The organism is Paenibacillus sp. FSL M8-0212 (assembly GCF_038004645.1).
In the GTDB taxonomy this organism is placed as follows: Bacteria; Bacillota; Bacilli; order Paenibacillales; family Paenibacillaceae; genus Paenibacillus.
This window is the reverse complement of sequence record NZ_JBBORP010000001.1, coordinates 5,526,457-5,551,685: the sequence shown is the minus strand read 5'-3', so window position 1 is coordinate 5,551,685 and position 25,229 is coordinate 5,526,457. Positions and strand designations below refer to the sequence as shown.

20 protein-coding genes are annotated in these 25,229 nt (G+C 47.8%); 4 read left to right on the top strand and 16 right to left on the bottom strand.

Translation table 11 applies throughout. From position 1 onward, the window contains the following. Positions 1-68: 68 nt before the first annotated feature. The 3 genes from MKX68_RS24475 to MKX68_RS24465 all read right to left on the bottom strand — a co-directional run bounded on the left by MKX68_RS24475 (position 69) and on the right by MKX68_RS24465 (position 4,207). A complete protein-coding gene (locus MKX68_RS24475) occupies positions 69-731 on the bottom strand; it encodes a class II aldolase/adducin family protein (RefSeq protein WP_340914351.1) in 663 nt (220 codons plus the stop codon). 70 nt (positions 732-801) lie between these two features. Beyond that, positions 802-2,292, bottom strand: coding sequence for a rhamnulokinase (locus MKX68_RS24470; RefSeq protein ID WP_340914349.1), 1,491 nt, complete (start codon positions 2,290-2,292; stop codon positions 802-804). Positions 2,293-2,416: 124 nt separating this feature from the next. Next, positions 2,417-4,207 carry an L-fucose isomerase gene (locus tag MKX68_RS24465; RefSeq protein WP_340915492.1) on the bottom strand — a complete coding sequence of 597 codons (1,791 nt, stop codon included), beginning with the start codon at positions 4,205-4,207 and terminating at the stop codon, positions 2,417-2,419. Between the two features lie 409 nt (positions 4,208-4,616). Between MKX68_RS24465 and MKX68_RS24460 the strand changes: the two genes are divergently transcribed. Next, positions 4,617-5,633 carry a LacI family DNA-binding transcriptional regulator gene (locus MKX68_RS24460; protein ID WP_340914348.1) on the top strand — a complete coding sequence of 339 codons (1,017 nt, stop codon included), beginning with the start codon at positions 4,617-4,619 and terminating at the stop codon, positions 5,631-5,633. 237 nt (positions 5,634-5,870) lie between these two features. Here the strand turns inward: MKX68_RS24460 and MKX68_RS24455 are convergent, their stop codons facing one another. From MKX68_RS24455 to MKX68_RS24445, 3 genes are read right to left on the bottom strand one after another with little or no spacing between them, the layout of a single operon-like run. Then, on the bottom strand, positions 5,871-6,764 hold the full coding sequence (locus MKX68_RS24455; RefSeq protein ID WP_074095382.1) for an NAD-dependent epimerase/dehydratase family protein: 894 nt from the start codon (positions 6,762-6,764) through the stop codon (positions 5,871-5,873). 15 nt (positions 6,765-6,779) lie between these two features. Further along, positions 6,780-7,547 (bottom strand): SAM-dependent methyltransferase, encoded by a 768-nt coding sequence (locus tag MKX68_RS24450; protein WP_340914347.1) that lies wholly within the window; start codon positions 7,545-7,547, stop codon positions 6,780-6,782. A 30-nt stretch (positions 7,548-7,577) separates the two neighbouring features. Then, complete coding sequence (locus tag MKX68_RS24445) at positions 7,578-8,558, bottom strand: Gfo/Idh/MocA family protein (RefSeq protein ID WP_340914345.1); 981 nt, start codon at positions 8,556-8,558, stop codon at positions 7,578-7,580. Positions 8,559-8,982: 424 nt separating this feature from the next. Between MKX68_RS24445 and MKX68_RS24440 the strand changes: the two genes are divergently transcribed. Together MKX68_RS24440 and MKX68_RS24435 are read left to right on the top strand one after the other, a co-directional pair. Further along, a complete protein-coding gene (locus MKX68_RS24440; protein WP_338587112.1) occupies positions 8,983-9,567 on the top strand; it encodes a bifunctional transcriptional activator/DNA repair enzyme AdaA in 585 nt (194 codons plus the stop codon). After that, positions 9,564-10,382, top strand: coding sequence for an SPL family radical SAM protein (locus MKX68_RS24435; protein ID WP_340914344.1), 819 nt, complete (start codon positions 9,564-9,566; stop codon positions 10,380-10,382). Before MKX68_RS24440 ends, MKX68_RS24435 begins: the two co-directional genes overlap by 4 nt. Positions 10,383-10,550: 168 nt before the next feature. On the opposite strand, the gene MKX68_RS24430 is transcribed toward MKX68_RS24435, so the two are convergent. The 6 genes from MKX68_RS24430 to MKX68_RS24405 form a co-directional block, all read right to left on the bottom strand. Next, positions 10,551-11,657 (bottom strand): Gfo/Idh/MocA family protein, encoded by a 1,107-nt coding sequence (locus tag MKX68_RS24430; protein ID WP_100527455.1) that lies wholly within the window; start codon positions 11,655-11,657, stop codon positions 10,551-10,553. Positions 11,658-11,753: 96 nt separating this feature from the next. Then, positions 11,754-12,479 carry a ThuA domain-containing protein gene (locus tag MKX68_RS24425; protein WP_340914343.1) on the bottom strand — a complete coding sequence of 242 codons (726 nt, stop codon included), beginning with the start codon at positions 12,477-12,479 and terminating at the stop codon, positions 11,754-11,756. 69 nt (positions 12,480-12,548) lie between these two features. Continuing rightward, a complete protein-coding gene (locus MKX68_RS24420) occupies positions 12,549-13,721 on the bottom strand; it encodes a Gfo/Idh/MocA family protein (RefSeq protein WP_036613779.1) in 1,173 nt (390 codons plus the stop codon). Positions 13,722-13,775: 54 nt separating this feature from the next. Continuing rightward, on the bottom strand, positions 13,776-14,825 hold the full coding sequence (locus MKX68_RS24415; RefSeq protein WP_340914342.1) for a LacI family DNA-binding transcriptional regulator: 1,050 nt from the start codon (positions 14,823-14,825) through the stop codon (positions 13,776-13,778). Positions 14,826-15,294: 469 nt separating this feature from the next. Beyond that, positions 15,295-16,377, bottom strand: coding sequence for a class II fructose-bisphosphatase (gene glpX, locus MKX68_RS24410; RefSeq protein ID WP_091029562.1), 1,083 nt, complete (start codon positions 16,375-16,377; stop codon positions 15,295-15,297). A gap of 690 nt (positions 16,378-17,067) precedes the next feature. Further along, entirely contained in the window at positions 17,068-17,586 is a 519-nt protein-coding gene (locus tag MKX68_RS24405) for a GNAT family N-acetyltransferase (RefSeq protein ID WP_340914341.1), read from the bottom strand. Between the two features lie 123 nt (positions 17,587-17,709). On the opposite strand from MKX68_RS24405, the gene MKX68_RS24400 reads away from it, so the two are divergent. Next, positions 17,710-18,354, top strand: coding sequence for a YczE/YyaS/YitT family protein (locus MKX68_RS24400; RefSeq protein ID WP_340914340.1), 645 nt, complete (start codon positions 17,710-17,712; stop codon positions 18,352-18,354). An 80-nt stretch (positions 18,355-18,434) separates the two neighbouring features. On the opposite strand, the gene MKX68_RS24395 is transcribed toward MKX68_RS24400, so the two are convergent. The 4 genes from MKX68_RS24395 to MKX68_RS24380 all read right to left on the bottom strand — a co-directional run bounded on the left by MKX68_RS24395 (position 18,435) and on the right by MKX68_RS24380 (position 25,170). Next, a complete protein-coding gene (locus MKX68_RS24395; protein WP_340914339.1) occupies positions 18,435-21,014 on the bottom strand; it encodes a X2-like carbohydrate binding domain-containing protein in 2,580 nt (859 codons plus the stop codon). Between the two features lie 365 nt (positions 21,015-21,379). Further along, the gene (locus MKX68_RS24390) at positions 21,380-21,898 is read right to left on the bottom strand and encodes a (2Fe-2S)-binding protein (protein ID WP_339783372.1); all 519 of its coding nucleotides are present in this window, start codon (positions 21,896-21,898) and stop codon (positions 21,380-21,382) included. Continuing rightward, the gene (gene pucD / locus MKX68_RS24385) at positions 21,895-24,222 is read right to left on the bottom strand and encodes a xanthine dehydrogenase subunit D (RefSeq protein WP_340914338.1); all 2,328 of its coding nucleotides are present in this window, start codon (positions 24,220-24,222) and stop codon (positions 21,895-21,897) included. Before pucD ends, MKX68_RS24390 begins: the two co-directional genes overlap by 4 nt. Positions 24,223-24,255: 33 nt before the next feature. Continuing rightward, on the bottom strand, positions 24,256-25,170 hold the full coding sequence (locus MKX68_RS24380) for an FAD binding domain-containing protein (protein WP_340914337.1): 915 nt from the start codon (positions 25,168-25,170) through the stop codon (positions 24,256-24,258). Positions 25,171-25,229: the final 59 nt, after the last annotated feature.

Here is a 25,229-nt window from a genome sequence, read left to right as displayed (position 1 = left end):
ATCTGCCCTTAACGTAGGTAGCATTCTTTTAAAATCACGAATGTAATCATTAATACTCAAATCAGGTATCAGGACTTGAGTTGTTGCAGCAACTGCACACGGTAAGCTTCACTTTCAAGGGATTGGATTTCCTTATATTCTTCAGCAGTTAACACTTTGGGTTCCCCAGCTGCCTTGGCGATCATATATACTTTTGCGCTCTCTTCCACCACCTGGGTGCGGTAATAGGCTTCGCGGAGGTTTTTACCGGTTGTAACCAATCCGTGATTGACGAGGATAAGTGCCGTATGTTCTTCTACCTTTGCTGAGACCGCATCCGCAAGGAGTTTCGTCGTTGGTAGAACGTATGGAACGAACCCGATATCGCCCACCAAGGCGGACTGATCAGGGAACAAGTGTGGCAATTCATCGAAAACGAGACTAAGTGCGATCGTATATGCCGGATGCGTATGCACAATGGCTTGGATATCAGGATTCACACGATAGCTGTAGAGATGCATCAATACTTCGGAAGAAGGGCGTGTTGCTCCCGCACGAGTTTCTCCTGTCTCGATATCAATGGCGATCCATTCGTCAGGCTCCAGATCCTCAAGTGCATAACCACTCGGAGACAACAACATCGTTCCCCCAGAGCGAGCGCTCAGATTCCCACCGGGTCCTACCACCAACCTTTGGGCAACTGCTCTGCAAGCATATTTCGTCAACTCTTCCCTTATTTGCTGTTCAGACATGTTGCTCACCACTCCTCATACTTTTCTTTTTAGCATTTTGCGTTAATGCTCATTGCATTGAATCTGTTCATTACCTTTTGAGTTGATTCAGACTTTGGTAGTTTTCATAAGCTTCCTGCCACAGCTCTGTATCCTCAGGCCCATAGGTCTCAGGGGAAAAGGAAGCAGCCATGATCTCCCGAACCTCGGTCAAGCTACTCACTTCACCATGTGCAAGGAATTGCAGCATGCAATTCCCGGCTGAAGTCGCCTCTGCCGGGCCTGCCACCACCGGGACACCGGCTGCATTGGCTGTAAACTGGCATAATAGTCGATTGTGTACACCACCACCAACCATATGAATGACACGAGGTCTTGTACCTGTAATCAACTGCAATTCATCCAGCGTTTGTCTGAATTCCAGTGCAAGACTTTCCAGAATACAGCGTACAATCGCTCCAGTCGTTCCGGGCACTGTCTGTCCGCTGGCACTGCATTGTTGCCGTATTCGTTCAGCCATATTCCCTGGCGCCAAATACACGCCATCTCCCGGCGATACGTAACTTTGATGCGGCGTTGCCAAGGTAGCCAGTTGAATGAGTTCTTCATGTGTATAAAGTCGATTCTCCCGCTCCCATTGCCGTTTGCATTCCTGTAGCAGCCACAACCCTGAACGATTTTTCAGGGTGCGCACTTTCCCACTTACCGTCCCTTCATTGGTGAATCCCCATGCACGACTTCGGTCATCCAATACAGGTGCATCACGCTCCACCCCCATAAGAGACCAGGTACCACAGCTGATAAAAGCGAAATCTGAATCCATCGCAGGAATCGCTGCCAAGGCAGATGCGGTATCATGTGAGCCCACAGAGACTACCTGCATCGGTCCAGTCTGTAACTCGGCGCACAACTCATTCGTTAGATCGCCCAGCACGGTACCGGGTTGAACGAGTTTTGGAAATAAAGTTTCCGGTATACCAAGACGCCCGATCAGATGTTCATTCCAACGCGCCTCGCCTGCATGCAACAGCCCGCTGGTACTTGCAATCGTATACTCACAAGCCTGCTGACCAGATAGATAATAGTGAAATAAATCCGGCATAAATAACATGCGCACATCCGGACGCAAAACTTCGGCCTGCTCTCGTACACTGCCTAGCAGTTGGAATACGGTATTGATCTGCTGCGGCAAAACGCCGGACATGGCATACAGTTCTTCTTCTTTCACAAGGTGCAGAACTTCTTCCATCCACTGTGCATTACGCGCTTCCCGGTAGTGACGTGGGTTCGAGCACAACCTTCCCGCACCATCCACCAGTCCATAGTCCACTCCCCACGTATCCACTGCTATAGAACGGACCGATGGAGAGATGCCTTGCGTCCCTTTCACAATGCCTTGTTTTAATTCATGAAAAAGTCGCAAGAAATCCCAATACAATCCGTCCCCCAGCTGCACGGGTTCGTTGTTGAATCGATGCACTTCTTGTAACAAGAGTCTGTTTCCATCAAAAGAACCCCGGACGACGCGTCCACTACCAGCGCCATAGTCGGCAGCAAGCACATGTGTTGCTTGATTGCCCATTCTACCAAGCCTCCTTAACTCTACGCGATAAGCCGTATTCGAGTTCTGAACACAGCTTTCAAGAGAACGCCATGTTACCTCATTTCACAAGGAACATGGCGTTTGACAGGAATGAAACTTTATTTTAACGATACAACGGGCCAAACACACTGCAAGCACGGTAGTCTGCACTCTCCGGCTCACTTGTGCCGAACAATCCCCATGCACGCGGACGGAAAATTTCCGTTTCAGGTACATTATGCATATTTACCGGAATGCGAAGCATGGAAGCAAGCGTAATCAGATCAGCACCGATGTGTCCATACGAGATGGAGCCATGGTTGGCGCCCCATTGATTCATGACTTCGTATACGGAAGTAAACGCTCCCGCTCCGGTTAGAACAGGTGCAAACCAGGTGGATGGCCAGGTTGGATCTGTCCGCTGATCCAGCGTATCATGCACATCTTCAGGCAGATCGACCGTGTAACCCTGAGCGATTTGCAACACTGGTCCCAGTCCTTTGACCAGATTCAGACGTGTCATCGTTACAGGCATACCGCCTTTGGTCAGAAAATCCGCTGAATAGCCGCCCCCGCGGAAATACTCTACGGATGCCGGTCTCCACGATGTTGCTTTTAGGCAGTCCTGAACTTCCTCATCTGTAATTTCCCAGAATGGCTTGAGTACAGGCTTACCATCTCTGGACTGTTGTCCAGTGCCATCCAAGGCTGCCGAACCAGAGTTGATTAGATGCAGAATGCCATCCTTTGCGTTTCCTTCCAACTGGTGCCCCGTCACACGCTGTACTGAATCCGGACTCCAATACGTACGCACATCAGCAAAGATCTGCGCCGTATGCGTCAGCAGCGAACCGAATAACATCGATACCCCGTTCAGGCTGTCATTCTCCGTTGCAACCAGATAAGGCGCACGTTTGCCATTCCAGTCAAAGGAAGAGTTTAATATCGACTCCAGAAAATCTCCGTTAGGTGAATGATCTGTCCACTGCCGTTGTCCCTGGAAGCCGGATACAATCGCGTGGTGGCCCATCGATTCCTCTGTGAAACCTAGCTCAGCCAATCTTGGATTGCCCGCCATGAGGTCACGCACAATTTGGGTCATTTTCACAACCGTTTCCCATTCATACTCTTTGCGTTTACGATCTGTTTGCAGATGGGCAGCGTTGTTGTCCGGACCTTCGCTACAATTCTCCTTCACCCATGCCAGTGCGAGCTTATACTCCTCAGGGTCATAGATTTCTTCTTCGATACGACGAGTGAGTTCACTCATATCCACGTATTCATTGCGCATGCCCAGATACTCCTGGAAAAATGAATCGTTCACAATCGAGCCTGCAATCCCCATGGATACCGATCCAATGGACAGATACGCTTGCCCTTTCAAGGTAGCGGCTGCAAGCCCCGCACGGCTGAAACGGAGCAATTTCTCACGCACATCATTGGGAATGGTTGTATCCCCGCCGTCCTGCACATCCTCTCCATAGATCCCAAAGGCCGGAATCCCCTTCTGTGCATGGGCAGAGAGAACTGCCGCCAGATATACAGCACCCGGACGTTCAGTTCCGTTAAAACCCCAGATGGCTGTTGGAATGGATGGCGACATATCCATCGTTTCCGTACCATAACACCAGCATGGTGTCACGGTGATCGTTACGCCAACGTTGGAACGGCTGAATAGTTCTGAGGCTGCGGCCGCTTCGGCCACTCCGCCAATACAGGTCTCGGCCACAACACACTCCACCGCGGAGCCGTCAGGATAACGTAGTTCGGCTGCGAGCAGTTCGGCTACGGATGTCGCCATCTGCATCGTTTGCTCTTCCAGTGACTCGCGAACCCCTTTGCGTCTTCCATCAATCGTGGGACGAATACCAATCTTGGGGAAAGCCTGCTTATAACGATAATCCTGATGTGTCATACTGGAATGTCCTCCTTCAATTCGTTTCATAGAATTTGGGTTGAATTGAGTAGCCTTCTGTCTGATCCATATGCATTGATTGGAATGAAATAATGACGGAAATACAACCGATACCCGGGTGGCACGCAAGAGCTGCATACACAGATTACCAAGAGCCTTATTTTAGTTTGAATACGTTTACATATTAAAAATAACAATAAACCATTTCATTAATTAGCTATGTATGTAGTTCCTCTATTCAAGAAAATGGAACGTGCATGAGCGAATTCAACGAAATGGTATATGTAGTAAAGACGTTCATTACCCTTTAGGGTTATCGGTAACCCTAACATAGCACGAGCCTATCTTGCTGTCAATTGGCATTATCCTATAGAATGGTAAGACTATGTTGCGGAAAGGTTAGATTCTAATGATTACCATTTACGATATTGCCAAAAAAGCCAACGTCTCCGCCATGACGGTCTCCAAGGTCATTAACCATACAGGCCGCATAAGTTCCGCGACACGTGAACGTGTGCAACAGGTGATCGACGAACTGGGTTACATCCCGAACTCCAATGCACGCAGCCTTGTGCTTCAACGAACCCAGATGCTCTCCCTTCTGATTACGGATATTACCAACCCTTTTTATACAACACTGGCCCGTGGTGCTGAAGATGCAGCCCATCTTCGGGGGTACCGTCTTTTATTTGGCAATAGTGACGAGGATTACAATAAGGAAAAGGATTACGTAGATGCGATTCTGTCTACTCGCGTGGATGGTGTACTCTATGCCCCGGCGGGAGATCGTTCTCTCCCTCATCTGAAACAATTGCAGGAACGTGACATTCCGTTTGTCTTTCTGGACCGCACCGTACCTGGCATTACGTCAGATATGATTGCCGGAGATAGCCGGGAAGGCGCGATTGAGCTGATCCGCTATCTGGTGCAATTGGGGCACCGGCGCATTGCACTGGTCAATGGTTCTTCGGAGGTTTCTACCGCCAGACTGCGGGAGGAAGGTTATGTAGCGGGTTTACGTGAGGCCGGAGCTGATATCGATCCCGAGCTTGTCCTTCGAACCGGGTACCGGGATTTCAGCGATGAAGAGGGACTGGATCGACTGCTCTCTGAACCGGATCAACCAACAGCCATTTTTGCCGCCAACAACATGCTGGCGATTGGGGTCATTCGGCTTTTGCGCAAACGGGGACTGCGTGTACCAGAAGACATTTCTGTTGTGTGTTTCGACGATCTGGATCTGGCTTCTGCTTTTGATCCTTTTCTGACTGTAGCTGCACAGCCAGCATATGACTTTGGGTTTCAAGGCGTACAGATGCTGATTGACCGAATTGAGGGAAAAGCCCCTTCCGAAGCCCAAACCGTCATTCTGCCGTCAGAACTGCGCATACGAGCTTCAGCCACTACCCCACGTGAGCAAAAATAGAGTTAAGCACTTGAGTTGACTAAATATTATCGTGTAAATGATTAGTCCCACTTATCTGGATTAGGTCCCGTTCAAATTAGAAAAATGTACAACATAAACAGGGTGCACCGGAGATTACCCTCTGGTTGCACCCTGTTTGATGTTCATTCGTTAGAATGACCCGTTTGTCCGGTCCGATTGGTTTGTCAGGTTCATTCAGGCTCGTCGTTTCCTTCAGTTCCATCCATGCCGATATTTCTACCGCTCCGACTGTAATGCAAGAGCGACCTCACGAACGAGTCCCGGGAACCATTCCATCAGAGGTTCGAACGTATATCCCGCTTGTTCAGCTTTTGTCGTCTCCATCGTCCATGATTGCTCAATTCCGAAGGGTGACATGTCCTCTTTCACCGTTTCCGTGAGGATCTGGGACTGCATGCCCGTGACCGTCTCGATCAGATGAATCATGGCTGACAGCGTAATCGCACCCTTGGAAGCTGCATTCACCGGACCAGTAATGGACGAATGCCCAAGCCAAGCGAGAAATCTTGCCGCTTCTGTGGAATTGATAAATCCAATCTCCGCATCCGGATTTGGCATGCCAATCGGTTTTCCTTTTTGCACATGTTCAATATGAAAATGAAGTCTTCTCGTATAATCATCAATCCCGAGTACAATGGGAATGCGCATCGCCACAACCGGGAAATCCGCTTCCTGGAAAAATACAGCCTCCGCAAGCCGTTTGCCTTCTCCGTACGAAAAATCCTCTGCACTCCCATACTGTAATGGATATGTATACGGGTCAAAATCCGTTTCCTTAAATCCAGGTCTGGGATCACCGTACACCGAGAGTGTGGATGTCAGAACGTATCTTTTGGTGCGACCTGCAAAAGCTTCACATGCCGCTTTCGCCGCATCCGGTGAATAACAAATATTATCGTACACAACATCCCACATGTCTGTCTGCGCAACCTCTGCCAGTGATTCCGGGTCTTCACGATCCATCTTAATTCGATTCACTTCGGGTCCGAAGTCAACATCCGTTTTACCACGAGTTGCGACTGTGATCTGAGACTTCCCTTCCCACAGCAAGTGATCTACCAGACGTTTACCGAAAAAACGTGTACCCCCAAGTATAAGAACTTTATTCATCCGAAAAACCTCCTATCATGTTCGATTATGTTTAACAATTTGAAGCATGGTGTTAGCGTTCCGTTGAAACTCATATGAAGTTGGTTCTTCGGATACCGTGTACCCACGCTCTTCAAGTATTAATTTTAATTCATCCATGTGTTTGTAACGTTCGCCAGACAGATCCACTGTTGGAAAAATGCGAACCTCTCGTTTGGTCACACGCAGCAGTTCCATGACGGTTGCAACATGAAAATCAACATCCAATCGATCCGCATACGTAAACAGGAAATGGGCGGATAACGTCAGATCGAATTGTTCATCCGCAAAGGGTAGATCCGGGAGCACAGACGCCACATAACGGTCAGGAAACATTCTCATATCTGCGACGCAATCTGTAATGGCACGAGTTCGCTCTTCCTTTAACCCCTCAATTGATCCAAATTGATCCCACACATATATGCTTTGCACAGGTTCCATCTGTTTCATCGTATGCTCAATGTCCTGAAATCCCTTTACTTCAAGCTCGTCGATCTCATGTTCGTAGGCCATATCCACGGCCATGGGGTCTGCACCCAACTTGCGCGCCTGGCTACTAAATGAACAGGCACCGCCTGGACAATCCAAAATGGACTTGCCTGTAAGATCCTCCACCGTCAGGTTGAGCATCTTCATATATTCCTCGAAGGTTCTTCCTATGAATACAATCTGTGACAGTTCCAAACCACCAGAATCTTTGGAAAGGTTATCTTCTCTGCTGTTCTTCAGCTCATCTCTATTGTTGCTCTGCTCATCTCTGCTCATCTCGTCTCAGCTACCTTTCCTGTTTTTGAATCAATCGTTAGGGAACACAAGCCCAATCTGCTTCCGAATCTGATCCATGACCTGCATTGTCACATAGGAGCGTTCATACGTGTTCATGTCCGATTCCTTTTTGCCTTCCTGAACCAGATTCACGAACTCCTCCACCTCATAATACATCGCCGGATGGTTTTGTTCGACTGTGAGCTGCTCCACCGTACCGTCATTGTATCGTATCTCTGCATGTTCCGGTGAGCCAATCTTGTCAATGATGATGCTGCCCAGTTCCCCCATAATTTCGCTTGGTAGATGAGAATTGGAGATTTTGGAGTATGTAACAACCGCATCCATCCCATCATAATCCAGCAGCACACTGCCTTGTCCATCCACGCCAGATTCCAGCATCATCGCTTGGGATTGAACCCGGTTAGGTGCGCCGAACAACGTAATCAATGGATAGAGACAGTATACACCGAGATCCATTAACGCCCCATTAGCGAGTTCAGGCTTGAACGCGTTCAGGACGATGCCTTCTTTGTACTTGTCGTAACGCGAAGAATACTGAGAGTATCCTGCTACATATTTACGGACAGGACCGATTTTATGCAGGCTCTTCTGCACCATTTTGAACTGGGGAACAAGAGTAGATTTCATCGCTTCCATGAGCAGAACCTCGTGTTCTCGTGCTGTATCGATTATGCTCCGAACTTCGGCGCTATTTGCAGCCAGAGGTTTCTCACATAATACATGTTTGCCGTTTCTCAGAAAAAGCTCTGCCTGCTCCGCATGAACCGTATTCGGTGTTGCAATATAGACTGCATCAATCACATCACTTGCCGCCAACTCTTCCAGATCGGTGAAGCGGTGTTCAACATCATATTTATCTGCAAATGCGTTAGCCTTATCTTCAGTTCTTGAATACACGGCGGTTAATTTGAATCCTTCAACCTGTGCTGCGGCTTCCAGAAGCCTTTCTGTAATCCAGTTGGTACCCACTACGCCAAATCGAACCATGCCTACCTACCTCTTTCATCTATAAATTTCATTTGAGTTCTATATGAGTTCAACTAAAGAATATTTACACTTACCACTCCGATGACAGAACAACCTTCCGATCGCTGTTATCCCCAGATTTTTTTTTTAATTCCCTTCTTCAAAGGGAAAATCCGGGGATAGCGTATGCTTCCGAAGCAGCTTTCTTTCAGAAAGCTTTTAGGCGAACGCTTCGCTTCTTCACGTTATTTCTGTCCTCTCCGTTCTCGTGTAGAAAGTTTTAGTTGAACCTATATAACCTTTATACCATCCTGTATATTGTAGCTCATATTTCGTTCAGATTGAAGGAAGGTACTTTATCCCAAATATTGATATCTTGCTTTTTAAGTTGAAACTTCGTCAATCGCTTGGAATCAGGGGTATAATTAAAGATGAGGTGATTACCGTGGAAAGTCCAGATCAAGATCGCATACTGCCCGAAGCTATAGATGAAAAATACTGGCATGCCATCATCCACAACGATAATTCTTATGATGGAACGTTCTTTTACGGCGTGCAGACAACGGGCATTTTCTGCCGACCTTCCTGTAAGTCCAGAGCACCCAAAGCTGAAAATGTGCTGATATTTCAACATGTTGAAGAAGCATTGGCACGAAGGTTCAGACCCTGCAAACGTTGTAAACCTACAGGCGAGCGGGTACCTGATCAGGAGTGGATATACGGGATCACGGATTACATCGAACATCATTATGCCGAACCTCTAACCTTGGATGTCCTTGCCACCGTAAGTCATGGCAGTCCTTATCATCTGCATCGTGTGTTTAAGCGGATTACAGGCCGCACACCGGTTCAATATATACAGGAAAAACGAATCACCGAAGCCCGGAAGTTGCTTGAACATACCAGACACACCGTCACCGAGATTGGCCGCCATGTCGGTATACCCAACTCAGCTTATTTCATTACTGTATTTCGCAAATATACAGGTCTCACACCTGCACACTACCGCGAAAGGCATGAGAACTTATGAAGACAAATCTTACTTACAAAGTACCCAAAAAGTTACTCAACAAGGGGACAGGGTTCCTTCATGGCTATACACATACGCTGAATCCCTACACAGGCTGCGCCTTCGGTTGTTCTTATTGTTATGTCAGACAGATGCCTGTCTCCTTGTTTCGCAAAGAGGATTGGGGAAGCTGGGTTGATGTGAAACAGGAGGCCTCCCAAGTGTTCGCCAAAGAATTACAGCGTGCCCTGAGGAAAGGGAAAGTCACTCTGTTCATGTCATCCAGTACCGACCCATATCAACCCGCCGAATACAAGGAGTGTATCACGCGTTCATTACTTGAAACGATGGTACAGTATCCACCCGATTTTGTATTAGTCCAGACCCGCAGTCCACTGGTTACACGGGATATAGATCTGCTACAGCAGTTAGGTGACCGGGTTCGGGTCAGCATGACGGTGGAAACGGATCTGGACGATATGCGCAAGCATTTCAGTCCTTCTGCTCCCCCGATTGCAGGCCGATTACGTGCATTGGAACAGTTGCGAGATGCCGGAATACCCACACAGGTTGCGATTGCTCCTGTATTACCCAGCAGTGAACAGTTTGCGGCCATATTGAGACCTCTGGTTCAACGTGTATGCATTGACGATTATTTCATGGGCGATGGCAGTGAGGGCAAGCGCACCCGTCGACTCGGTATGGAGTCGCTCTATCAGCAAGTGGGGATGGAGCATTGGTATCATCCAGATGCGTATCAGACTGTGGTTCAGCGGATGAAAGACTATTTTGCCGAGGATGAAATCTGGATCAGTCAGGCGGGATTTGAACCTTAATTGGTTATATAAGTTGAACTAAAGAATATTTACACTGGTCATTCCGATGACAGAACAACCTTCCAATCGCTGTTTATCCCAATTTTTTTTGATTTAATAAAATACAGCCCCTTTCCTTGTTTGAAGGAAAAGGGGCTATTTATCATGACATAAGCCATAATGGCTATCTTATTTATCCAATGTATACAATGGCAGGTCCACCGGCAACGCAGCCGGGCGCTGACATGAACTTTTCATCTGGTAGAACGTCTGCTCATCTGATGAATCGTGGAATGCCCACATGGCCTCAAGAACATGGTATGCCAATTCCCCGCTCGCCCGGTGTGCACGTCCGCTGTGGGCTGCATAGGCCATATCTGCCACACCGATGCCGCGTGTATTTTCCTGATATCCTGGGAGAAGTGGAACTTCCGTCCATTCATGTTCACCTAACAAACGGTAACGAACGGGACCGCCGAAGGTATTGGGGTCAGGTACCTGCAATGTACCGTGCGTGCCATATATCTCAATCGGTGGCAATGCACTTCCGCCAAATACGTCAAAACTCGTAATCAGTGTGCCAATGGCTCCCTGTTCAAACTGTAACAGACCGGTAACGTGAGTTGGAATTTCGACGGGAACCGTCTGGCCTCTCTTTTTCTCACTCGTAATCGTACGCTCTTCCATGGCTTTACCTGTCATGCCTGCGATCGACTTGATCGGGCCCATCAGTTGGATCAATGCCGTGAGGTAGTACGGACCCATGTCAAACATTGGCCCACCACCAGAGGCGTAATAAAACTCCGGATCAGGATGCCAGTGCTCATGACCACGGCTCATCATAAATGCGGTCGCCGCTACCGGCTTACCGATGACCCCTTCCTCAACCAATTGAAGTGAAGTCTGGATGCCTGAACCAAAGAACGTTTCTGGTGCACAGCCCACGAGCAATCCTTTACGCTTGGCTGTTTCGAGCACGGCCTGCCCTTCTTCACGGGTAACAGCGAGTGGTTTTTCTACATAAACATGTTTACCAGATTCAAGCGCACGCAAGCATACATCCGCATGAACGGAAGGAATGGTCAGGTTGATGATCAGCTCAATCTCGGGATCAGCCAAGATTTCGTCGACGCTGTATACGTTAGGCACGTTATAGGCTGCTGCCTGCTCCTCGGCACGTTTCCGGTCGAGATCCGCAACAGCAACAAGTTCCAGCACCTCGAACCGGTGACAGTTTTCCATATAAATTCCACTGATTTTACCGCAGCCAATAATGCCTACTTTCATTGTTTTCATACCTGGGGCTCCCTTCGCCGTGGATCAGAAATGGTTTATCCATTGAGGATGAATGGTTAACACTGAAGTTACGTTTGCAATCAAACTACAATCTCATTAGTTCTGGTTGTCCGCCATACCTGTGTACACTTCGGTTGCTGAACTTACTCGACTCTTGGCAAGTTCTTTACCTGCTGCTGTCCATTTGAATCCACTGCGCATCATTTCAGTCACGGGTTTCATGTCTACAATGTCTGCATGGTGTCCCAGTGAGTTGTAGAATACACGCCCAGCGCCCCAGCGTTTCGTCCAGACAACCGGCATATCTACCGGTCCATTCGCCGCATGCGGGCCTGTCACCACTGGAAAACGAGTTGTTGCCAGCACTTCCACTGCCGGGTCTACGTGCAGGTAGTACTGTTCACTTTTCACCTGAAAATCTTCAATATGATCCAATAACGGGCTAGAGCCACGCTTCATGTTCACCATGTACTCCACACCATCATTGCCTGGATGAGCAACCCATTGTCCACCCGTCATAAACTGCCAGTCTACGTTATTTCGGAAGGCATCACACATCCCGCCATGAAGACCAGCCAAGCCCACACCGCTCTGAACAGCCGCTGATACGTTGTTGACGAGTTCGTGCTCAATCTGTCCCATCGTCCACAACGGCACGATCAGATCCAGACCTAGCAGCTTCTCGGCATCCGCATAAGACTCCAACGTATTCGAGACTTCAACCTCAAACTGCTCTTCCTTCAAAATACGCTCAAATATCGTTGCTACCTGCTCCGGTTCATGTCCATCCCAGCCGCCCCATACAATCAGTGCTTTACTCATCGTTTATTCACTCGCTTTCGCTTAGTTTTATGTGTTCAACCCTATTTCTGACGTCACTGTCTTGCTTGCTCACATCTCTTCAAGCGTCACCCAGCGCCGTTCTGTTACCGAACGTTCTACCGCTTCCAGTACAGCCTGACAAGCAACCCCATCGTGGAAACTCGGTGATGGTTGTCGTCCTTCAGAGATTGCTGTCACCAGCTCCAGCATTTCATGGGTGAACGTGTGCTCGAATCCAATTGTATGTCCGGCAGGCCACCAGGCTTCAGCATACTTATGTGCCGGATCAGTCGCCAGTACACGGCGGAACCCCTGTACATCCTCTTCATCCTTTGTAAAATATACTTCCAGTTCATTCATCCGTTCAAAATCAAATCGTACACTGCCGAGACTGCCGTTAATCTCAAACGAGTTTGTACTCCGATGCCCCGCTGCAAAACGTGTAGCCTCGAAGCTGCCCAGCGCCCCTCCTGCGAATCGTGCCAGGAACAGCGTAGCGTCGTCGACGGTCACTTCTCCTTTAGGTGCATCCGCATTCGAACTGCCCTTTGCACTCAGTCCGGTCATCTCGGCTGCAAGTGGTCGTTCTTTGATGAATGTTTCGCTCATGCCGATGACTTCTTGGAATTCACCAACGAGGAAACGAGCCAGATCGATTAAGTGCGCGCCCAAATCCCCATGGGAACCGGAGCCAGCCACTTCTTTTTGCAAACGCCATACCAGCGGGAACGAAGGGTCCATGATCCAGTCCTGCAAGAAAAAAGCACGGAAATGATAGATTTTACCCAATCGTCCGCTCTCCACCAGATCCTTCGCTAATTGCACCGCTGGTGAGAAACGGTAGTTGAACCCGACCATATGTGCGACTCCAGCATCCTCTGCTGCCTGAAGCATCTCACGCGAATCCGCAAGTGACAGGGCCAGTGGTTTCTCACAAAACAGATGTTTGCCCTGACGAGCTGCTTCCAACGCAATTTCCTTATGGGCATCACTTGGTGCATTAATATCAATCAGATCGATATCATCCCGCTTCACTAGTTCACGCCAATCAGTCACACTTTCGGACCAGCCGAACTGATTCGCTGCCTCCTGCACTCCCTGCTCGTTACGTCCACAGATCACAGACATCTCAGGCTGCAGCGGAGCAGACGGGAAAAACATCGGCAGACTGCGATAGGCATTACTGTGGGCCTTCCCCATAAACTTGTATCCAACCATTCCGACACGAAGACGATTTGACATGGTCATTTCCTCCTTTGGAATAATAAAAAGTCTTTCAATATGTGTACCAATAAACTATTGACGGATAGAAGAAGCACGGATGATCAGTTCGGTAGGCAACAACGCTCTCGCTGATTCGGTTACCGCTACAACAGAGTTATTCGCTTTATATGTGTCACCCACAGACCCATGCATAAGCTTCGATGCTGCAAGTTCACCCATCTCAAAAAATGGAACCCTGACGCTGCTCAGCGGCGGAACCGCCATCTCGGCGGCATCAGAGTCGTCATAACCCACAAATGCCGGAAAATCCTCCACCCGGATTCCCCGCTCACGCAAACCATGCATGACCCCAATGGCCATCCGGTCATTGGCCGCAAATACAGCATCAATCTCATGTAGGCGATCTGCTACAATCGCTGCCGCCTCAATGCCACTCCGTCTACTATAATTCCCTTCAAGCAATAGACTCGGGTCCAGCTCCATACCTGCTTCTTGCAGGCCAAGACGAACGCCTTCCATTCGCTCCTGGCTGTTGGAATAACTGTCTGGACCATTGAGAAAAGCGATTTTGCGATACCCTTGATCCGTAAGATGACGTATGGCAAGCCTGCTTCCTTCCACATGATCCGCATCCACTTCCGTGAACGATTGGCCCTCAAAATGCTGATTCATGACACAGAACGGGTGTCCTTCCCGGTGAAGCTGCTGCATAGCTGCCAGTTCTTCATGATCATCTCTGGCACCAAGGATAATGCAGGCGTCCACTTTCTGACGCCGGAACAGATCCGTATAATTCATTACTTCACCGGGTGTCCGGAACATAACCAGCAGGTCCATGCCATTGTCTCTGGCTTTGCTTCCAATCCCACTCAGCATTTCCGAGAAAAAATACGCCGAGAACAGATGCGCCTTCGGAACATAAGGCAATACTACGCCAAGGTTCCCGCTTTTACTTCTGGCAAAACTGCGAGCAAGAGCGCTGGGCACATAGCCTAACTGTTCGGAAGCTTCAAGAACCTTGCGGCGTGTCTCTTCTTTAATAGGGCCTACCCCATTAAGCACCCGGGAGACCGTCGCCTCGGAAACACCCGCAAGATCAGCCACTTCTTTACGAGATGCCATGAATTTCACCCCCTTTTATATAAATTAAACTAAAGATTATTTACACGGGCACTACGATGACAGAACAACCTTCCAATCGCTGTTACCCCCAGATTTTTCGATTCCTTTTTATTAAAGGGGAAAATCCGGGGATAAAGGCGAACGCTTTGCTTTTTCAGGTTTTTTCTGTCCTCTCCGTTATCGTGCAAATGATTAGTTCAACATATATAGCTCATCATTAAATCATAAAATGGTTAAAAATCGATATTTATGTACGCGCGTACATTTTCTCATGCCATGTAACCGTTGTCAATGCTTTTAACACAAATAATAATGAGGGCTTGGGTTAATCCAAGCCCTCATTATTATCTTGCCAGAGATGGTACTTTCATTGAATCCGTGCCCTGTAACCTTAGGGGTTCAAGGTACTTATCAAAGTCACTACAACGATTTCAGTTGATCCTATTTGTTCAATAATGGGGAGTGCAGCTCACAACGTCGTTGTAACGCCAAGATCAACGGAGGATTGACTAAACTCAGCCTGCTCCATTGTTTTCACATGACTGGGAATGCGATCCGAGGGTTCTGGCGTGGATTGGAGCTGTCTTACTTTGTGCAGCACTTCTTTGTTAGGCAGGAAGTGTTGGGAACGAATAAACCGAATTGTTTTGGTTTTGGCACGCATAACAATCGAATCCGTCTCGGCTCTATCATCCGCAAGATATCGTACCCCTCCCAAGATCTCACCTGGCGTCACACCTGTTGCGGCAAAAATGACATCCTCTGTGCCGATCATATCCTGCATCGTTAACACTTTGTAAGGATTATCAATTCCCATCTGCAAGCAGCGCTGGAATTCGTCTGCGTTGGCAGGCATCAGACGACCTTGAATCTCACCCCCAAGGCAAGATAGCGCTGCGGCAGCCAGCACACCTTCTGGCGCTCCTCCAGATCCGACATAGAGATCAATACCCGCCTCGGGGAAGGCCGGTGCCATCGCACCCGCAACATCACCGTCACTGAGGAACTTGATCCGCACGCCAACCTTGCGCAGGGTCTTAATTGTGCTCTCATGTCGTACACGATCCAGAATCATCACAGTGAGATCCGAGATGTTTTTGTTCAATGCGGCAGCGGCTTTCTCCAGTGTGACTTCAACCGGGTCTTCAATGCTAACTTTGCCTACAAGTGCAGGCCCTACCGCCAGTTTCTCCATATACATGTCCGGTGCGTGGAGCAGGTTACCTTTTCCCGCCACTGCAATAACCGATAGAGCGTTGTTTAGTCCTTTGGCCACGATTTCTGTACCTTCGAGCGGGTCTACAGCCACGTCAACCTCAGGCCCCTCAGCGTTGCCCACTTCCTCGCCGATGTACAACATGGGTGCTTCATCCATTTCTCCTTCACCGATTACCACCGTGCCGCGAATGGACACGGAATCGAACATGGCGCGCATGGCCAAAGTTGCCGCTTCATCTGCACTGTTCTTATCGCCTCGTCCCATCCAGGGTGCTGAAGCTAACGCAGCCAATTCTGTTACTCTGACAATTTCCAACGCCAGTTCGCGTTCCATTTTTCCCACTTCCTTTCCAATTTCCAAAAGCATAACGTGAGAGCGGTACTAAATCCATCGCAAATCCATATGAAATTGATCTATAAAAGGCGTAGTAGCGCCTTTCGAACGATTTATACCTTATTTATCCAATTAATATTTTGGTTGATTAGTTCCTTTTTTCGGCTGGTTTTAAGAGTCCAATCCTCCTGAATTCTTACTTAAAATATTAATTATATTTTCCATTTTCCGCTCTAAAACTAAATAATTCAACATGGTGATTTAACATGTCCGTTTCATGCGCAAAAAGTTCTTTTAACATGAGGTATATACAACTTATATACTGATTATTAAGAACGTAACGCTATCTAATAGCCTACAAACGAAAACGATTTTCGACTGGCTGTCCAAACGTAGAAATAAACTAATAAATTGTATTGATGATCCTTGAGATCAGCCTATTACCTTCACTATTATTGAGCAAAATTATAATGCCATTTATGTATTAATCAGGCCTTTAACTTTTACTAAAGCCATAGATGCAGCTTATGAAGGTCATTGAAAATAATAAGTTTACATAATATTAATTATGTAATAAAACTCTTCAATTTCATCATTTAATGATTCAACGGTTCTGGCAAAACATAAAAAAGCCCGAAAGAATTCTGCTCAATAGCATTTTTCTTTCAAGCTTTTCCCTCGATGATCCAGTTACAGTAGCGTTTTGGTCATTATAAAATCAATCTGTTCCTCATCTCCCATGTAAAAAGCATGGGCACCTGTCTGTACAAACCCCATCTTTTCATAAAATGCGATGGCATTTTCATTTTTCTCCCACACGCCTAACCAAATATTCGTTTTGTGATGTTCTGTTGCCATCTCTATGGCTTTATGGAGTAGCACTTTACCAAGGCCATGTTTTTGGAACTCTTTCTTGATGTACACCCGCTCGATCTCAAGGGATTCCACACCCATCTTCTCAGACTGAGCATCATTGATATTTACCTTCATGTACCCTGCCACTTTATGGTTGACATAAATAAAAAGAAATTGTGAATCCGCAACGGACAGTTCCGTTTCCAATTGCTCCCGATTAAACGCCTTTTCCAGATAAGCTTTCATATTTTCGGGTGAATTTTGCGCTTTAAACGTTTCATTAAACGTCTCATAACTAATCTCCTGCAGTTCACATACATGTTCAATGGTACATATCCCTATACGAATCGTCATCTATATTCACATTCCTTTAACAAGTTAATCGTTTGTTGCAAATGCACTAAAAAAGGGTTACATTGAATTTAGCTCAATTTTGTTGTATTTGCAACATAATTTCTAAAAAAGAGGTCGAATGAATTGAAATATGTACTTTTTGTCGCAGGTATTCTAATCCTAACACTTGGCATTTCCCTTACCATCCAATCTGAACTGGGTACCTCTCCGTTTGATGCACTTCTGGTAGGGCTGTCACATCATGTAGGGCTTAGTGTAGGTAGCTGGGAGGTCATCATTGCTTTCCTATTAATTGGATGTAATTCGCTTTTGAAGCAGCATAAACCCGAGTTTCTGGGGCTCATCACCGCATTCATTACTGGTGTGGGGATTGATATCTGGCTTTATGTATCTGATTCCTTGATCACACCCGAAGTTTGGTACAGCAAATTAATGACTTTTGTCATTGGTTTAGTGATTATAAGTATCGGCACGGCAATCTATTTACAGACCAATTTCGCACCCATTCCGATTGACCGCTTAACATTAATCCTGCATGAAATCACTCGAACTCCCTTATTTGTATCGAGAACATTGATTTACTTTGTATTTTTGATGCTGGCATTCCTGCTTGGTGGACCGATCGGGCTTGGTACATTATTAACCGTATGTTGTGCAGGTCTACTTCTTCAGTTCATCATGGGCCATACGAAAAGGATAATAGATCGCATATTGACAGACATGGATACATCGTCACGTAATGAGCGTGAAAAAGAACATTCGATCTAGCGAATGTACACCATCTACAACATAAAAAGCTGGATCAGAGGTTTTAACCCTGATCCAGCCCATTAACCGTTCTCTCTTCCTTACGGCTCAATTCCCCACACAAGCTGACCGTTCACATACCCGGTAACCTTATCATGGTTTGCGAACTGACTACCGGATGCCTTGAACGAGTAATCATTAGTCTGTGTGTAATTCGTCCAATTGTTTTTGGAAAAGCGTGTTTGAATCTCTGCGCTCTGGCCCGCATTCAGTGATCCCGCCGCACTTGTAAAGCCCACTTCAAGATAATGATCCGCACCGGCAACTGGAGTCGCCAGTTTAACGAATTGGCTGGTTACATTCGCACTACCCATACTGGCCCAGTCGGACCAGAAACTCTGAGCTTCCTCACCGTCAATTGTATAGTAATACCGGATTTTTACATCACTTAGCGGAATAGCCGAATTGCCTGAGTTGACCAACTTAAACTTGGGTGATACGCCGTTGGTCGATGCACTTGTATTGCCGTTAAAAGCTTGAATCGTCAAATCCCCTGCTGGCACAGTAACCGTGCTGTCTACCACATTCACCATTAACACAGCGTCATTTCCTCCATTGAAGTGAAAGGTCAATACGTTCTGGCCCAGCGGAAGCGTGGCAAGATAGGATTTGTTCAGAACAACAGCAGAGCTGGATGCTGTATAATTCTGACCCGCTACAAGTGCAACATTCTCCTTTGTGATGCTTGTAAGCTGACGGCCGTTTAAGGTGAGAGATACGGAAATATCCTGTGCGGGATTCGTTGCTTTATCAAATGTTGCATTCACAGGAGAAATCACAGCATTGGTACTCGGTGTTGAATCCACAATTTTGATTTTTAACACAGGGTCCTGACCTTGATTAAAATCCAGAACAATCGAATGCTCACCAACTGGCAGGGTTGCCAGATAAGCTTTTTTCAGCAGCAATGTGCTTCCGTTCAAGGTATAGTCTGTCGTTGCGGTCAATGCATTGTTGCCTGCCCGGAGAGCAGTTAGCGTATTGCCGTTTGCATTCACGGTTACGGTTTTATCGCTTTGATTGGGTGTGTATTTGTCAAATTCAACGTTTCCAGGTGTGATGGATGCACTGGGGTTGGGATTGTTAACCTTTAGATTTGGCAGCTCATCCAACGTAATGACATAATCACTTTGATAAAGCGTTTTCAATGTTGCCGGGTAATTAAAAGCTGAACTCATCAGATGCTCGCCATACCAAGGACAGAAGTACAGCCATCCTGATTTCTCCTCGGTTAGATTTTTCACACTTGGAATGGTATCGTTCTCCGTCATGGCTACCATTTTCGTACCGTTCGTCAACTCAACAAGCTTATAGAAAATCGAGGTAATCGCATCCTCATTCGGTACGCCGGACAAGCCGTCATAACGGTTGTAGATCGTATTGTATTTATCATATCCGACAAGATCTACCTGATCATCACCCGGATACCAGGCCGGAGAAGTACTGTATACATAGCTGTTGTAGGTCCAGATCAGATTGTGCAAACCATACGTCTCGGTCAGTTCGGTATATAGCAGATCCCATAGCTCTTTGTACACTTCTGCGCCTGCCGAAGCCCACCAGAACCATGCACCTTCCCCGTTCAGCCCGCCGTTGCCTTCTGCTTCATGATACGGACGGAAAAGCACTGGCACATCGTTATCTTGCAAAATCAGCAATTGTTCTGCCAGATCCTCGATGGTCATCATCACGTATTGATACTCTTTGGTACCGGGAATTACCGCATTGGCTGTATTAAAATTCGTTTCTGTTGGCTTGTAGGTAGCCTCTTTCCAATCCACAAAGTCCCCAAGCTCATACGTATTGAAATTACGAGGTACATTGATATGCCAGGAAGCTGTTGCAATACCTTCACGGTTATTCACCCAATCAATCATGCGATCAGTTGTACCGTCCTCCCAACCATACAACGGATTATAATTCATCAGATCAAAGCCACGAATTGCCGGATACTTTCCGGTCAGATCATGAATCCATTCGAATTCAAGCTCTGTATCTCCGTCATTCCCTCCTCCATAGATCTCTTGCTGACCAGAAATAATGTTGTTTCCGTATACCTCCGTTAAATAATTCATCAAAATTTGAGTTTCCGGTGTAGCTTCAGGATCAGTGAGAACTGGCTGCACATTCAAGGGATCCAGATCAGCATGATCCACTGTGAAGGTGTCAAAATACGCGAAGCCCCAGCCAGCCTTCAGCTCAATCGTGTTGGCACCCTGATTCAGCTTGTGAAAGCCAAAATCGAAGTCTGACCATGTTGTCGTGTAAGGCAGCATGTACGCCCCTTTCGTAACACCATTCACGATTAAATTTTGTGACCTGCCATCTGCACTAAGCTCCTGCATATATCGTGTGGAGATTGCGTACATGCCGGTTTCCGGGACAGTAACTGTGAAGGTTAGTGTGCCAGAGTTCTGCATCCAGACAAATCCGGCACCTGAGAATCCGGGCTTGGGCTGCCCATAGATTGAAGTAACCACTTGAAGATCCGGGGTCAGCTGCGCATCTTCGCTTTCGATGGTGAACAATGGTGTGTCTGCATGAACGGGCGCTGTCATTAATCCAATCAGTAGGGCCAATGCCAGCATCATTGCGGTTGCCTTTTTGAGCAAATTTTTCATCAATTCCATCTTCCTTCCCAAGTGAAATATGATAATGAAATGTCAATGAACCCATTCATGATGGCGCTTTCATTTTAAACATAGCATGTGCATCAAATTTTGTAAATATATGGTGAATGAGAATGTTTGAAATTCTTTTGTATCAGTACTTTGAACGCCATTTGTCCATCGTCCCACCAATATTGAAGACAATTCGAAAACGGTTCATTATTTAACCAGTTTCGGGCCCAAACTTCATCTCCCGTTAGATGAATGTACTTGGCAGAAAACCTACAAAACAAAAAAAGCATTCCTGGATCGGATGCTTTTTCAAAAACCGTTTCTTCAATTCTCCTTGTTTTTTTGTCTACGTCCTGCGTCACGGCTCAACTAACGGTTTCCTCGGCAGACGTTTCCTTTACGACACAGCGTTCCCCTGCCTTGCGTACCGCCCGAATAATGCCACCGTAGCCGGTACAACGACACAGATTCCCACACAATCCCGTTTCAATCTGTTCTTGAGAAGGCTCAGGATGTGCATCCAGTAATGCCTTGGTTGAGATCACCATGCCCGGAGTGCAGTAGCCGCACTGGAAGCCACCTTCCTCCACAAAAGCCTGTTGAATCGGATGCAGAGTGCCTTTCTCGTCCCCGTGCAGACCTTCAATCGTCGTAATGTCACTTCCATCACATTGATAAGCCATGACAAGACAGGAATTCACGGGCTCTCCATCCATCAGAACCATACATGCGCCGCAGCGACCAACTTCGCAGGATACTTTGGTACCCGTTAGTTGCAAATGAGTCCGAAGCACATCGACAAGTCGGGTCGTTTGCGCGATCTCCAGATGTTTCTCTTCGCCATTCACAACGGCTGTCCAGTGATTCTCAAGTGGTTTACTCATGATGGACTCACTCCTTCCTGCAAAGGTACATTTAAAGGTCTGACCAGTTGTTCCCTCGATACAGGAAGACGGTTAACCCATACACCTGTCGCCTGATGAATTGCGGCTGTAATGGCTGGCGCAAGCGCTACGGAACCAATCTCACCAATCCCCCTCGGTCCAAACGCATCACCTTCGGGCAAGTCTTCAATAGCTTCAACCTCCAGATTGGTATGAATATCCTGAATGGTTGGGATCAGATACGTATCCAGATTAGTGGTTACATAACGGCTGTCCTGCATGACCGCATCCTCGGTCAACGTGAATCCAAGCGCCATCACACTACCGCCTTCAATCTGTCCGATAAAGCCCATAGGGTTGATCACCGGGCCTGCCGCTACAACATGGCGTGTATCCAGCAGCTTGGTTTCTCCGGTCAAAGTATTCACTTCCACCTCTGCCGCAACCGCCGCATACGTATACAAATAATGCCCGCCTACCACATTGTCAGGCGTAGTTGGGTAATCAAACTTTGTATCAAAAATCCATTCAGCGGCTTTGCCCTGCGTCGCGAGTTCAGCATACGAAACTATAAAGCCTGATTCTGATTCTACTTCTGAAGTTTCGGCAGGAAGCTGGCCTTTACGCCATATACCACCAGGCCCTGTCACCAGTTCATCTGCCGGAATGCCCGACATTTCAGACGCAACAGTGAGAGCACGGGAACGAAATGGAGTCTGCAAACGTTGAAGAGCCATCCAGGCCATCGTTGTTGAACGTGAAGCTGTACTTGATCCGCTGTGTGGCACACGATCCGTATCTCCAATGATGATACTGAGATCCGATGTACTGCATTGGAATAGATCACATAACATAATTTCCAGCGTTGCAATAAGCCCCTGACCAAATTCCTCGTAGCTGAACGCCACCTCAATCTTTCCTTCGTTATTCAGGGACAGACGGCCTCCCGCAGGATCCGGAATCCCGTATCCCAGCCCTGCACCGTGCATGGCGATGGCTGCACCGACTCCACGCTTGATCCATGGCGGCAGAGAAGGATCTGTCGGGGGTTGCTGATGTTTTTGCCACAGTTCGGAGCGATCCAATGCCTCCCACACTTGGGACAGTCCATCCGTAACCAGAATCCGTTGATTCAGCGGTCCGGGATCATTCTTTTCCCTCATATTACGTCTGCGGAACTCCCAAGGGTCCATGTTCATGATATCCGCAAGCCGATCCATCTGGCCTTCCATGGCAAAAATCGCCTGGTTCCCGCCAAATCCGCGAAACTCACCTGACAGCCCGTTATTGGTATACACAGACACACCTTCCACATCCACATGAGGGATGGCATAGGGTCCAAGGCAATGCTCAGTACAGAAGTTCAGCACCGGTGCACCCAGTGTGGCATAAGCGCCGGTATCTGCTGTAATGCGGACACGATGCGCTTGGATGATACCTTCTCGACTCATGCCAGTTTGCATTTCAATCTTCATTGGGTGCCGTTTCAACCCTGCACGTACGGATTCTTTACGTGAATTATGCATTTTCACAGGACGCCCGCATCTCAAGGCCAGTAAAGCACCATAGGGCTGTACGTTGAGTTCATCTTTTCCCCCAAATGAACCACCAATCGGTGAAGACACCACCCGGATATCTTCTTCAGGACAGCCAATAATGCGCGCAAGCTGCATTCGGTCTTTATAGCCATGTTGCGTTGCCGCGTATACATTCAGCCGCCCCTCTTCATCCGGGACAAACAGGCCACCTTCCGTCTCCATGTACGCATGCATCTGACGAGGCGTATAATACGTCTCAGTCACGATATGATCACACGCGGCAATGGCTTGCTCGACGTCTCCACGTTTGATCTCCGTGCGATGCAGCACATTACCTGGACCGTGCTCATGCAGCTCTGGTGCGCCGGGAGCCAACGCAGCGTCTGTACTATTCAGCGGAGTGAGTTCCTCATACTCTACGCGAATCGCGTCCAGCGCAAGTGCCGCTAGTTCCGGAGAATCCGCAGCAACTGCTGCAATGGCGTCACCAACATAACGCACAATATCCTCGCAGAACACGGGCTGATCCGGGGTCGCAATACCAAAACGATTCAGACCAGGCACATCTTTGGAGGTCAGAACCGCATAGACACCTTCCAACGCCTCAGCTTCCGAAGTATCTATAGACAATATCCGTGCATAAGGATATTCGCTTCGCAATACTCTGCCATGAATCATGTCAGGTAGCGTCATATCCGTCAGATATTGAAGCTGCCCTGTTACTTTGGTTGCTCCATCTGGCCGCAGGTGCCAGCGTTTCCCGCTCTGTTTCCGATTCAGCAGCATGATCCCTCTCCCCCTTTGCTTGATCCCATCAATCTATTCGTGAAGTGCCTCCCATAGCCCGGCGCCAATCATGTTGGCTGCGGTCTGCTTGCGATAATATTCCGTTGCAAATGCATCACCATAAGTCGTAAATTCGTTAGCCACAGCAGCTGCAAGAGTTGCCGCTTGCATGACAGTAGCTTCACTACCAAGAAGCTGTTGTTCCGACTCCAGAAGTCGCATCGCCATGCCTGAACCCCCACCCGCAGCAATCGCAATCTTGGTCCAGCGGTTATCCGAATCAATCTCTCCATACAACGCAACCGTCACCAGCGATGCACTGAACGTCTCCCGTCGACCCAACTTGCGGTAAAAGGAAACTTCTCGTACAGCAGGCCTATGCCCACTGTCCACATTAAGCAGAGAGGACGGTCTCATCGGGATATGAATCGAGATTAATACATCCCCTGGATTACGGCTGCCATCCCGTCCACCCTGAAGCCAGGAAGACACACTGCGGATCTCAATTCCGCTATCCGTCAACCAGTGCAGCTTCGCATCATATACAAGCAAAGCAGGCAGCGTATCCCCTACTCCGGACACAATATTCCCGCCAATGGTTGCCACATTACGAATGGAAGGGGCAGCAATTGCATTCACCGCTTCTTGCAAGATCGGCAGTTGATGCAACAACGCTTGTGAAGCACATTTCTTTAATCGGGTCATTGCGCCAATGACTATCTCATTTCCACGATTAGATATACCACTCATTTCAGGAATACAAGCCAGACTAATCATGTGTTCAGGAGCTTGAACCAAGCCACCCTCCCACTGGGTTCGCAGCAATGTTCCGCCTGCCGTAAAACAACATATTCCCTTGAGTCTACTTCTTAACGCTTGGAGTTCTTGCAGGTTCTCAGGCTGCCATACCGATGGCAATGCTCCAGAACCGTATGCCGGTGTGACCATCGCTGCATCCCCTTTCTCTCTCTTCCTTGGGCAGGAAATTCAACCGTCTGATCCAGATA

Bases quoted from the DNA above. Each gene is read 5' to 3' on its own strand.
- MKX68_RS24475 (WP_340914351.1), bottom strand. From the start codon at position 731: ATGTCTGAACAGCAAATAAGGGAAGAGTTGACGAAATATGCTTGCAGA.
- MKX68_RS24470 (WP_340914349.1), bottom strand. From the start codon at position 2,292: ATGGGCAATCAAGCAACACATGTGCTTGCTGCCGACTATGGCGCTGGT.
- MKX68_RS24465 (WP_340915492.1), bottom strand. From the start codon at position 4,207: ATGACACATCAGGATTATCGTTATAAGCAGGCTTTCCCCAAGATTGGT.
- MKX68_RS24460 (WP_340914348.1), top strand. From the start codon at position 4,617: ATGATTACCATTTACGATATTGCCAAAAAAGCCAACGTCTCCGCCATG.
- MKX68_RS24455 (WP_074095382.1), bottom strand. From the start codon at position 6,764: ATGAATAAAGTTCTTATACTTGGGGGTACACGTTTTTTCGGTAAACGT.
- MKX68_RS24450 (WP_340914347.1), bottom strand. From the start codon at position 7,547: ATGAGCAGAGATGAGCAGAGCAACAATAGAGATGAGCTGAAGAACAGC.
- MKX68_RS24445 (WP_340914345.1), bottom strand. From the start codon at position 8,558: ATGGTTCGATTTGGCGTAGTGGGTACCAACTGGATTACAGAAAGGCTT.
- MKX68_RS24435 (WP_340914344.1), top strand. From the start codon at position 9,564: ATGAAGACAAATCTTACTTACAAAGTACCCAAAAAGTTACTCAACAAG.
- MKX68_RS24430 (WP_100527455.1), bottom strand. From the start codon at position 11,657: ATGAAAACAATGAAAGTAGGCATTATTGGCTGCGGTAAAATCAGTGGA.
- MKX68_RS24425 (WP_340914343.1), bottom strand. From the start codon at position 12,479: ATGAGTAAAGCACTGATTGTATGGGGCGGCTGGGATGGACATGAACCG.
- MKX68_RS24420 (WP_036613779.1), bottom strand. From the start codon at position 13,721: ATGTCAAATCGTCTTCGTGTCGGAATGGTTGGATACAAGTTTATGGGG.
- MKX68_RS24415 (WP_340914342.1), bottom strand. From the start codon at position 14,825: ATGGCATCTCGTAAAGAAGTGGCTGATCTTGCGGGTGTTTCCGAGGCG.
- glpX (WP_091029562.1), bottom strand. From the start codon at position 16,377: ATGGAACGCGAACTGGCGTTGGAAATTGTCAGAGTAACAGAATTGGCT.
- MKX68_RS24405 (WP_340914341.1), bottom strand. From the start codon at position 17,586: ATGACGATTCGTATAGGGATATGTACCATTGAACATGTATGTGAACTG.
- MKX68_RS24395 (WP_340914339.1), bottom strand. From the start codon at position 21,014: ATGAAAAATTTGCTCAAAAAGGCAACCGCAATGATGCTGGCATTGGCC.
- MKX68_RS24390 (WP_339783372.1), bottom strand. From the start codon at position 21,898: ATGAGTAAACCACTTGAGAATCACTGGACAGCCGTTGTGAATGGCGAA.
- pucD (WP_340914338.1), bottom strand. From the start codon at position 24,222: ATGCTGCTGAATCGGAAACAGAGCGGGAAACGCTGGCACCTGCGGCCA.
- MKX68_RS24380 (WP_340914337.1), bottom strand. From the start codon at position 25,170: ATGGTCACACCGGCATACGGTTCTGGAGCATTGCCATCGGTATGGCAG.